The sequence below is a fragment of the Bradyrhizobium elkanii WSM2783 genome (assembly GCF_000472865.1).
Lineage (GTDB): Bacteria > Pseudomonadota > Alphaproteobacteria > Rhizobiales > Xanthobacteraceae > Bradyrhizobium > Bradyrhizobium elkanii_A.
The window spans coordinates 80,658-89,618 of the sequence record NZ_AXAP01000037.1; the positions used below are offsets into that span (position 1 = coordinate 80,658).

The window sequence follows — 8,961 nt, forward strand, 5'->3', positions numbered from 1 at the left end:
CGCAATCCCCGATACTGCTGCGAGCAATTCATAATGTCTGCCACCTCCGACGCCCCCGCGCCGCCGAAGATCGCTTCGTTGCGCCCGGTTCCCATGCTGATCTTTGGATCGCGCTGGCTGCAATTGCCGCTCTATGTCGGGCTGATCATCGCCCAGGGCGTCTATGTGGTGCTGTTCGTCAAGGAACTGTGGCACCTGTTCGCTCATGCCTTCGATTTCAGCGAGCAGCAGATCATGCTGGCGGTGCTCGGGCTGATCGACGTCGTCATGATCTCGAACCTCCTAGTGATGGTGATCGTCGGCGGCTACGAGACCTTCGTCTCGCGTCTCAACCTGCAGGGACATCCCGACGAGCCGGAATGGCTGAGCCACGTGAACGCCAGCGTGCTCAAGATCAAGCTGGCGATGGCGATCATCGGCATCTCCTCGATCCACCTGCTGCGCACCTTCATCGAGGCCGGCGCGCTGACGTCGGGCAAGACCAACTACACCGAGACCGGCGTGATGTGGCAGACCATCATCCACACCGTCTTCATCCTGTCCGCGATCGGCATAGCCCTCGTCGACAAGCTGTCGAATGCGTCGATCGAAGGCGCCAAGCAGTCGGCCGGACATCATTAAGGGTGCGGCGCTTGCGAGGTCGTGCTAGGTTCATGGACGGGGCGCGGCTGATGTCCGCGTCGGAAACGGGACAGCACTTCGATTGGACCGCTGAGTGAACAAGCCGCTCGACTTGCCATTCCTCCGCACGCTCGCCTTCGGCTTTCTGTTCTTGGTGTTACCAACGGCCTCGCCGGCCCACGCCGCCGATGCCGCCTTCAGCCAATTCATCGCCTCACTCTGGCCGGAGGCGCAGGCCGCCGGCGTGTCGCGCGCGACGTTCGATCGTGAGACGCGCGGGCTCGAGCCTGACTACAAGCTGCCGGATCTGATCTTGCCGGGCCGTCCCGCGACCGGCGCGCCGTCGCAGGCCGAATTCGTCCAGGTGCCGGCGGACTACGTCAAGGAAGCTTCGATCGCGCGGCTTGCGGCCGAAGGGCAGCGGCTGATGCAGAAATATCGTGCTGACCTCAACGAGATCGAAAATCGCTTCGGCGTGCCGGCGACCGTGGTGCTCGCGATCTGGGGGCGAGAGACCGATTATGGCCGCTACAAGCTGCCCTATGACACGCTGCGCGTGGTGGCGACACAGGCCTATGTCGGCCGCCGCAAGGACCAGTACCGCACGGAGTTCATTCTTGCGCTGAAGATCCTCGGCGAGGGTGCGGTGACACGCCAGGAAATGCGCTCATCCTGGGCTGGTGCCACCGGGTTCACGCAGTTCCTGCCGTCCGAATATTACAAGCACGGCATCGATCTCGACGGCGATGGCCGCATCGACATCTGGCACTCGGTGCCCGATGCGCTCGCGTCCGCCGCCCAGCAGCTCGTCAACAAGGGCTGGCAGAAGGGCGTGCGCTGGGCCTACGAGGTGAAGGCGCCGGCCAATGTCGATTGCACGATGGGCGTGCCGGAAGTGACGAAGCCGATCGGTGATTGGCTGCGCGCGGGCTTTGAGCCGGTGCGCGGACAGAAGCTCAATGCGACCGAGCAGGCGCAGCCCGCCTCGCTGTTGCAGCCCGAGGGCATCTATGGCCCCGCATTCCTGACCACGAAGAACTACTTCGTCATCAAGGAATACAATTTCTCCGATCTCTACGTGCTGTTCGTCGGCCATCTCGCTGACCGCATGACGAGCCCGCAGCCGTTCGCCACGCCCTGGTCGGCGACGACGCAATTGCGCACCGCCGATGTCGAGGCGATGCAGCGCCATCTCACGCGGATCGGTCTCTACAAGGACAAGCTCGACGGCAAGGCCGGGATGCAGACCCGTGCCGCGCTCGGCGCCTACCAGAAATCGGCAGGCCTGAAGGTCGACTGCTGGCCGAGTGAAGCGGTGCTGCGCGCGATGACGGCGGCGAGGTAGCCGTCGGCGATAAGGGCAAACAAAAACCCGGCCTGGACGTCGGCCGGGTCTTGATTCAGTGGCTCGATGAGCCGGTCAGATTAGTCGCAAACCTGAACGCGGCGGAAACGCCAGCCGTAGCCATCCCAGAAGCGCTCGCGAACCAGGCGGCACGGAGCTTCTTCAACGTAGACCGGCGCCGGTGCGACATAGACCGGAGCCGGACGGCTCGCAGCAATCGCGCCACCGAGCAGGGCGCCGCCAATCAGGCCGCCGGCCACGCCGGCTGCGATCTGGCCGTCTCCGGCCTTGGCGGCCGGCGCGACAGCCAGCGAACCGGCAATCGTTGCGACCGCGACGAAGGCAGCTAATGTCTTCTTCATGTCTTGGGCTCTCCTGGATGGCGCCTTCAGCCGACGCCGGGTTTAACGATGACTCGCACGCTGGTTTCGAAATCCCGTGTCGCAAAAAGAGCGCACAACAGTCAATCGAAAGTAAACTTCAGCGGGCTAATGGCCTGAAAAAAACGGTTTTTTCTGGCCATAAGCCGTTCAGGTTCCGGAAAATCGCGGGTTTTCCAGCATCCTGTGCGAGATTTAATGAAGGTGAATGCGCGTTAATAGCAGACGCGCACGTTGCGCACCCGCCAGCCATAGCCGTCCCAGAAGCGCTGGCGCTGCCAGGCGCAGGGCGGCCCGTACTCGTAGGGGTCGGCGACGTAATAGCCGGGGCCAGGAGCGTAGGAATACCCGGGACCGTAGGAGTAACCGGGACCGTAGTACCCGTTCTGCGAAGCGATCGCCCCGCCGATCAGGGCTCCACCGATAAGTCCGGCCGCGACGCCCGCGGCAACGCCGCGCTGCGCATGCGCCGGAGGAGGTGCCGCCACGAGCGCGCCAGCCAATGCAATGGCGGCAAATCCGAGCAATGTCTTCCTCATGGCCTCACCTTTCTTCAAGTCATCCACTTTGGGGCACTGGTCCTGACCAGAGTTCCACATTTCCCTGTAACGATCAATGAACGCCGCAGCGGATGGCCCGAGAAGTGATGACCGGCGTGCCCGCGGATCACACTTAGATTCATTCCAAGTTACCTCCGTCATCAGTTTGGAATTGCTTCAAATTCCCGTTTTTCCTTTTGCGTCGCTTGCTCGCCTTCAATATCTCTTAGGTCAGCATCACCGACCGGACCCGCCTTTTCGATGATCGTTTGTTCCTGCAACGTCCTCAGCGACCACGACGTCCGCAATGCGGTGAGCGTCAGCGGGTCGTTGCCGCGGAATACCAAGCAGCTTTACGGCTGCCTCGGCTGCAGTGCCGAATGCGGGCGCTGCGCCCGGACCATCAAGACCATCATCGACGAGGCGCTTGGCCCATGTGCCAAGGCCTGCTGTGCCGGCTGCCCGCACAGCCATGAGGCCGTCGACGACGTCGCCAATACAGAGTTCGCGCTAGCCGCCTGCTGAGCCGCCGGGATTTCCTCAGATCTCTTCGCAGATGCCCTCCCAGAGGAGGGTTGCTCTCGTTCATAATCTGATTTAGAAGCGTTCTAAAGTTGGAATCGGGCCCGCTTTGGGCCTTTAAACATTTGGAGTGGACTATGCAGGGCGACCCTAAGGTCATCGAATATCTCAACAAGGGCCTGCGCAGCGAACTCACGGCGATCAACCAGTACTGGCTGCACTATCGCATCCTGAACAACTGGGGCCTCCTGGAAATGGCCAAGGTCTGGCGCAAGGAATCGATCGAGGAGATGCACCACGCCGACCGCTTCACCGACCGCATCCTGTTCCTCGACGGCTTCCCCAACATGCAGGTGCTCGATCCCTTGCGGATCGGCCAGAACGTCCAGGAGATCATCGAGTGTGATCTCGCCGCCGAGATCGGCGCCCGCGCGCTCTACCAGGAAGCCGCCACCTACTGCCACGGCGTGAAGGACTATGTGAGCCGCGATCTGTTCGAGGACCTGATGAAGGACGAGGAGCATCACATCGATTTCCTCGAGACCCAGCTCGATCTGATCAAGCGTATCGGCCTTGAGCTCTACACCCAGAAGCACGTCGGCCATCTCGAGAGCGAGGACTGAGGCGGGACGCGCCAGCATCGGTTTTGCGTCATGGCCGGGCTCGACCCGGCCATCCGCGCATTCTTACGGTCTCCAAAACGTGGATGCCCGGGACAAGCCCGGGCATGACGATTGCGAATGCAAGCGCTCGCCGCGAGTTTCTCTAGAGCTGCGTCTTGTAGCGCTCTTCCACCATCGCCTGGCTTTCGGGCTCGCCGAGCGTGGTCTGGTCGTGGATCACTTGGCTGATGCTCGGGAAGACCTTGCGCTCGACGCGCGTGTCCGCCGACCACAGTTTCGAGCGCATCAAAGCCTTGCCGCAGTGGAAATAGGCTTCCGTCACGTCGATGCGCAGCACCGCGCGCGGCGGCTTGCCGAATTCCACCATCGAGGCCAATAGCTCCGGATCGGCCGAGAGGCGTCCCTTGCCGCCGACGCGCAATGTCTCGTCGATCCCCGGCACGAAGAAGATAAGCTGCACGAAGCCTGAGCCCGCGACGATGTTCCGGAAGCTGTCGATGCGGTTGTTGCCGGAGCGGTCCGGCATCAGCAACAGGTTTGGCGAGGCGACGCTGACGAAGCCCGGATTGCCGCCGCGCGGCGAGGCATCGACGCTGCCGTCGGAGCCGGAGGTCGCCAGCACGCAGAACGGCGACATGCCGATGAACTTCCTCGCATGCACATCGATCTCCGGCCGCGCCTTCGCGATCACGCGCGCAGTCGGTTTTTGATAGATCGAGGCGAGGTCGGCAGCGGCAAGGTCGGTCACGGGCGATCTCCATATGTCGTATTTTTGACAAGCGTATCATCGCCAAATTCCGCCGTCATCCCGTGCCGGAGGAAGCAGGCTCATTGTCAGCCGCGATCCTCGACATCCGTCTCGGGGCGGTCGCTGCCGGCAGCGGTCTCGGAGTGCCATTGTCCGTCAGGGGTTTCATACTCGATTGCCTCGGTGCGGCCCGGCACGCGCTGCTCGGCGGCGGCACGCCGGGCCGCCGCCAGCGCTGCGGCATGGGTCGCGAACGGTTCGGAAAACACGCCGTCTACGGTGTAGGCCCATCCGCCGTCATGTTCGACGATCTTGTAGATCACATGGCTCATCGGGAACTCGCTTCATCGTTGGCACCGGCAGGGGTGAAGCCACCGGCGCTTTCATGACAGAATAGGCGATGATGTCGGAATTTCCATGGACCAATCGTCCTTATGGCAGGCAACGGGCCCGGGCCGCCGGTGACAGGAGCAAAGCATGTGCCGTAATATCAAGACGCTGTTCAATTTCGAGCCGCCGGCGACCGAGGACGAGATCCACGCTTCCGCACTGCAATTCGTGCGCAAACTGTCCGGCTTCAACAAGCCGTCGCAGGCCAATGAAGCCGCCTTCGATCGCGCTGTCGCCGAGGTCTCAGACGCCGCACGCCGGCTTCTCGTCTCGCTACACACCACGGCGCCGGCGCGCGACCGCGAGATCGAGGCGGAGAAGGCCAAGGAGCGCTCGCGCTTGCGGTTCGGGTGAGCTGCGGCGGGCGTGACCTGCGCGATCGACGCGCGGCCTATTTCTTGTCCTTGTGCTTCTTCTTTTTCTTGTCCTTGCGATCCTCGTCATCATCATCATCATCGGGATCCTCGAGGCCGTCGGGCTGCTCGGCCACGGCCGCAGCCAATGCTGCGCGCTCGGCCGCCTCCTGCTCGCGCTGGCGGCGGTAGTCCTCCCAGGCGTCGAAGATCATGTGCAGCCACGGCATCACCTGTTCGATCGACGGCAATTGCCCGGGCGGGCCCGGCTCGCCGCGCGGACCGGCAGGTCCCTGCGGTCCGGCGGGACCTTGCAGGCCCGGCGCTCCCTGCGGGCCCGGTTCACCGCGCTTGCCTTGCGCGCCAGGTTTCCCTTGCGCACCAGGTTTGCCCTGCGCTCCCGGCTTGCCTTGCGGGCCGGGCTTGCCGCGCGCGCCATCGGGGCCGCGCCGGCCGGGATGTCCCTGCGGTCCCGGCCGCCCTTGTTCGCCGGGCCGGCCGCGTGGGCCCGGCGCGCCCGCTGCTCCGCGCCGGCTGGAAGCATCATCGGCCACTGCTGCACTCCGAAATAAAATTGCGCCCGCGCGTTTTTTAGCGGCGTTTGACGACCGCTTCAATTCCGCGAGCCGCCCTTGCCGCATTGATCAACATCAATGATGCGATCGCGCGGCAGCATGGCATCCTCGGGAGTGTGGCTGGCGGGACGGGAGCGAAGCCATGAACGCAGGCTGGAAGATCTTCTTGCTCTCGCTGATCCTGTTCGCGATTGCCTTGGGCGCCGAGCGGCTGCTCGTGCCCGACATCGTGCCGATCGCCTATGCCGAGGAGCCGCAGCCGCTGTTGCTGGTGGAGACCGCTTTCGTGCTGCGAGCGATCGTGCTGATCGCGGGAAGCGTAGCGGTGATCTCGTTCGTCATCACGCTCGGCGCCTGGGTGAGAAGCACGCGATCGCACGCTTGAGGCAATTCCGACTAATCGTTCGGCGCGGGCACCTCGATGCCGTCGGCCGAATAGCTCCTGATCTTGTTGCGCAGCGTGCGCACGGAAACGCCGAGCACGCGCGCGGCGCGCGTGCGGTTGCCATTGCAGCGGATCAGGGTTTGCAGCACCAGCTCGCGCTCGACCTCGCCGACGGTGGCTCCGATCAGGAGCGGCACGATTTCGTTGGGGGCCAGTGAGGACGCCGGAATCTCCGGCAGGGGCTGCGTGGACACATAGGACATGACACCTCCCGAGCAACGCCCGTTCGCAACATCGCGAATCGGAAACATCGAGAACGAACAAACCCCGCGCCCGCGCGAGACGGTGGCCGCAGATGGTTAACAAACGATTAACGGGATCGCTACCATCCACATTTGCGCACGGGTTCCCGCACGCGCGATGCTCACACCGCCCGGTAGCCGCCATCCACCATCACGATCGATCCCGTGACATAAGCCGACAGGTCGGAGGCGAGGAAGATCGCAGGCCCCACGATATCCTCCGCCTTGCCGGCGCGGCCGAGCGGCGTGTGCGCGATGAAGCTCTTCACGAGCTCCGGATTGCTCGCACGCGTCTGGGCGTTCAGCGGCGTCTCGATGAAGCCGGGGCCGATCGCGTTGACGCGCACGCCTTCCTTGCCGAGCTCGGCGGCGAGCGCGCGGGTGAAGCCGAGCACGCCGTGCTTTGAGGCCGTGTAGGCGGGCGAGCTCGGCGTGCGCACATGCACGAAGGACTGGATCGATCCGATGTTGACGATGCGTCCCTGCGCCGCACGGATCTGCGGCAGGAACGCATGCGTCACGTTGAAGACGCCGGTGAGGTTGATCGCGATGATGTCTTCCCAATCCTTGATCACGGCCTCGTCCGCGCCGAGCATGCCGTTGCGTCGCGTAATCCCGGCATTGTTGACGAGGATCGTGACCTGCCCGATCTTGCCGGAAATCTCCTTTGCAAGCGCGATGCAATCCTCGCGCCTGGTGACGTCGAGCGCAAAGCTGTCGGCCTTCCCGCCGGCGTCGCGGATCTCCCTCGCCACTTCCGCCGCCGCACTCTCGTTGACATCGAGCAGCACGACGCGAGCGCCTTCGCGCGCATAGCCGACTGCGATCGCGCGGCCGATGCCGGAGCCTCCGCCAGTGATGACGGCGATATGATTTTCGAGAAGGGCCATGGATGTTTCCTCTTGCTTGCTGTTGGACGCCGCGGAGAGGCTAATCCATTTTGTAGGGAGGGCAAAGCCAACGGGTTGCGCGAACGCGCGCCCCGTTGGCTTTGTCCACCCTACGGATTCTCGCTCCATCCTGCATCCGCGCTACACTTCGCAATGTGCGAATCGATCCGTCGCCATTGATGCTTTCCAAGAAAATCCCGGAGACCTTGATATGAAACTGCCATCCGCCTTTCGCGCCGCGCTCCTCGCGCTGGCCGCTTTCGCCGGCGCCATTCTCTCCTCGGCCGCCCATGCCGACGGCGGCACTGTCTCGCTCACGATCTACAAGGCAGGCTGGATCATCGGCGGCTCCGGCGGTGGCGGCGTGTTGAATTTTCACGGGCGCAGATATCCGCTGTCGGTCGGCGGCCTCGACTACGGCCTGGTATTCGGCGGCTCGAAGACGGTGCTGCGCGGCCGCGTCAGCAACATCAATCGTCCCTCCGATGTCGCCGGTGTCTACGGCGCAGCCGGCGCCGGCCTTGCAATCGGCGGCGGCGCCCGCGCCATCGTGCTCACCAACCAGAAGGGCGCCGTGCTCGAACTCGCCGGCCACCAGGTCGGATTGATGGCGAATGCCGATTTGAGCGGGCTCGCGATCACGATGAAGTAGCGAGGCGCGGAGAGCCGTTTGCCCCTCATCCTGAGGAGCGGCGTCTTCGCCGCGTCTCGAAGGATGAGGCCCCGCCGGTGGCCTCGCCCTTCGAGACGGTCGCTCCGCGACCTCCTCAGGGTGAGGGGATGGATTGGAGCGCGTCGCTCTCCTTTGTCATTGTGAGTTCTGATTCAAATTTCAAACAGCGGAGGAGATGTGAGTCCGCGTTCTCGCGGCGCTTTGCGTCCGAGCTTTGCGTTTCGTTTCACCCTCTCATCGACTAGAGGGCGCAGGGAAAGCCGGGTGCTGGTTGCACCCGTGGGTCCCGTGCAACAAAAAGCACGGGGGTAGGACCACAGGTTCAACCGAAGCATTCCGGCTTTCCCTGCGCGATGGTGTTACGGTTTCCTTCGTGCTCTCCTTGGTGACCGGGCTTTTCTTGCCACCATCGCCTCTCGCGCGGATTTCTTCGCGCAACAAGCTTAGCGCCAGCGTCGGGGCGCCAGGACCACACGACTTCGCCGTCCGCGACGCGCGTGCTCGTCAGTCACACGCTTCACGTCCACCGCATCTCACCGCAACGTTCGTGACGATCGCGAGCCGCCCCTCATCCGCCGTGAGACGCGCGGAGTTAAATCACTGATTTGCCCGACG

General features: G+C 63.6%; 14 protein-coding genes. 7 read left to right on the forward strand and 7 right to left on the reverse strand.

Annotated elements, in window-relative coordinates:
- Positions 1–33 precede the first annotated feature (33 nt).
- Together YY7_RS0128090 and YY7_RS0128095 are read left to right on the forward strand one after the other, a co-directional pair.
- A complete protein-coding gene (locus YY7_RS0128090) occupies positions 34–621 on the forward strand; it encodes a TIGR00645 family protein (RefSeq protein ID WP_028166122.1) in 588 nt (195 codons plus the stop codon).
- A gap of 145 nt (positions 622–766) precedes the next feature.
- Positions 767–1,966, forward strand: coding sequence for a lytic murein transglycosylase (locus YY7_RS0128095; protein ID WP_028166123.1), 1,200 nt, complete (start codon positions 767–769; stop codon positions 1,964–1,966).
- An 80-nt stretch (positions 1,967–2,046) separates the two neighbouring features.
- Here the strand turns inward: YY7_RS0128095 and YY7_RS0128100 are convergent, their stop codons facing one another.
- Entirely contained in the window at positions 2,047–2,328 is a 282-nt protein-coding gene (locus YY7_RS0128100; protein WP_028166124.1) for a hypothetical protein, read from the reverse strand.
- A gap of 233 nt (positions 2,329–2,561) precedes the next feature.
- A complete protein-coding gene (locus tag YY7_RS0128105) occupies positions 2,562–2,885 on the reverse strand; it encodes a hypothetical protein (RefSeq protein ID WP_028166125.1) in 324 nt (107 codons plus the stop codon).
- Positions 2,886–3,146: 261 nt separating this feature from the next.
- On the opposite strand from YY7_RS0128105, the gene YY7_RS0128110 reads away from it, so the two are divergent.
- Positions 3,147–3,410: a (2Fe-2S)-binding protein gene (locus tag YY7_RS0128110; RefSeq protein ID WP_028166126.1), complete on the forward strand. Its 264-nt coding sequence runs from the start codon at positions 3,147–3,149 to the stop codon at positions 3,408–3,410.
- A gap of 134 nt (positions 3,411–3,544) precedes the next feature.
- A complete protein-coding gene (gene bfr, locus YY7_RS0128115; protein WP_028166127.1) occupies positions 3,545–4,030 on the forward strand; it encodes a bacterioferritin in 486 nt (161 codons plus the stop codon).
- Between the two features lie 142 nt (positions 4,031–4,172).
- Here bfr and YY7_RS0128120 read toward each other — a convergent pair whose 3' ends face one another.
- Together YY7_RS0128120 and YY7_RS0128125 are read right to left on the reverse strand one after the other, a co-directional pair.
- Positions 4,173–4,778 carry a pyridoxamine 5'-phosphate oxidase family protein gene (locus tag YY7_RS0128120; protein WP_028166128.1) on the reverse strand — a complete coding sequence of 202 codons (606 nt, stop codon included), beginning with the start codon at positions 4,776–4,778 and terminating at the stop codon, positions 4,173–4,175.
- Positions 4,779–4,864: 86 nt separating this feature from the next.
- A complete protein-coding gene (locus YY7_RS0128125) occupies positions 4,865–5,110 on the reverse strand; it encodes a DUF2188 domain-containing protein (RefSeq protein ID WP_028166129.1) in 246 nt (81 codons plus the stop codon).
- A gap of 145 nt (positions 5,111–5,255) precedes the next feature.
- Here YY7_RS0128125 and YY7_RS0128130 point away from each other — a divergent pair, with 145 nt between their 5' ends.
- Positions 5,256–5,522 (forward strand): DUF2277 domain-containing protein, encoded by a 267-nt coding sequence (locus YY7_RS0128130; RefSeq protein ID WP_028166130.1) that lies wholly within the window; start codon positions 5,256–5,258, stop codon positions 5,520–5,522.
- Between the two features lie 37 nt (positions 5,523–5,559).
- Here YY7_RS0128130 and YY7_RS0128135 read toward each other — a convergent pair whose 3' ends face one another.
- Positions 5,560–6,075: a collagen-like protein gene (locus YY7_RS0128135; RefSeq protein ID WP_028166131.1), complete on the reverse strand. Its 516-nt coding sequence runs from the start codon at positions 6,073–6,075 to the stop codon at positions 5,560–5,562.
- Between the two features lie 163 nt (positions 6,076–6,238).
- Here YY7_RS0128135 and YY7_RS53120 point away from each other — a divergent pair, with 163 nt between their 5' ends.
- The gene (locus YY7_RS53120) at positions 6,239–6,481 is read left to right on the forward strand and encodes a hypothetical protein (RefSeq protein ID WP_051396973.1); all 243 of its coding nucleotides are present in this window, start codon (positions 6,239–6,241) and stop codon (positions 6,479–6,481) included.
- Positions 6,482–6,492: 11 nt separating this feature from the next.
- Here YY7_RS53120 and YY7_RS0128145 read toward each other — a convergent pair whose 3' ends face one another.
- Positions 6,493–6,744, reverse strand: coding sequence for a helix-turn-helix domain-containing protein (locus YY7_RS0128145; RefSeq protein ID WP_028166132.1), 252 nt, complete (start codon positions 6,742–6,744; stop codon positions 6,493–6,495).
- 161 nt (positions 6,745–6,905) lie between these two features.
- A complete protein-coding gene (locus YY7_RS0128150; RefSeq protein ID WP_028166133.1) occupies positions 6,906–7,673 on the reverse strand; it encodes an SDR family NAD(P)-dependent oxidoreductase in 768 nt (255 codons plus the stop codon).
- A gap of 211 nt (positions 7,674–7,884) precedes the next feature.
- Between YY7_RS0128150 and YY7_RS0128155 the strand changes: the two genes are divergently transcribed.
- Positions 7,885–8,325: a hypothetical protein gene (locus YY7_RS0128155; protein WP_028166134.1), complete on the forward strand. Its 441-nt coding sequence runs from the start codon at positions 7,885–7,887 to the stop codon at positions 8,323–8,325.
- Positions 8,326–8,961 lie beyond the last annotated feature (636 nt).

What these genes read in the sequence shown, in the direction of transcription:
- YY7_RS0128145 (WP_028166132.1), bottom strand. Translation starts at nt 6,744, where the DNA reads ATGTCCTATGTGTCCACGCAGCCCCTGCCGGAGATTCCGGCGTCCTCA.
- YY7_RS0128125 (WP_028166129.1), bottom strand. Translation starts at nt 5,110, where the DNA reads ATGAGCCATGTGATCTACAAGATCGTCGAACATGACGGCGGATGGGCC.
- YY7_RS0128105 (WP_028166125.1), bottom strand. Translation starts at nt 2,885, where the DNA reads ATGAGGAAGACATTGCTCGGATTTGCCGCCATTGCATTGGCTGGCGCG.
- bfr (WP_028166127.1), top strand. Translation starts at nt 3,545, where the DNA reads ATGCAGGGCGACCCTAAGGTCATCGAATATCTCAACAAGGGCCTGCGC.
- YY7_RS0128100 (WP_028166124.1), bottom strand. Translation starts at nt 2,328, where the DNA reads ATGAAGAAGACATTAGCTGCCTTCGTCGCGGTCGCAACGATTGCCGGT.
- YY7_RS0128090 (WP_028166122.1), top strand. Translation starts at nt 34, where the DNA reads ATGTCTGCCACCTCCGACGCCCCCGCGCCGCCGAAGATCGCTTCGTTG.
- YY7_RS53120 (WP_051396973.1), top strand. Translation starts at nt 6,239, where the DNA reads ATGAACGCAGGCTGGAAGATCTTCTTGCTCTCGCTGATCCTGTTCGCG.
- YY7_RS0128130 (WP_028166130.1), top strand. Translation starts at nt 5,256, where the DNA reads ATGTGCCGTAATATCAAGACGCTGTTCAATTTCGAGCCGCCGGCGACC.
- YY7_RS0128155 (WP_028166134.1), top strand. Translation starts at nt 7,885, where the DNA reads ATGAAACTGCCATCCGCCTTTCGCGCCGCGCTCCTCGCGCTGGCCGCT.
- YY7_RS0128150 (WP_028166133.1), bottom strand. Translation starts at nt 7,673, where the DNA reads ATGGCCCTTCTCGAAAATCATATCGCCGTCATCACTGGCGGAGGCTCC.
- YY7_RS0128110 (WP_028166126.1), top strand. Translation starts at nt 3,147, where the DNA reads ATGATCGTTTGTTCCTGCAACGTCCTCAGCGACCACGACGTCCGCAAT.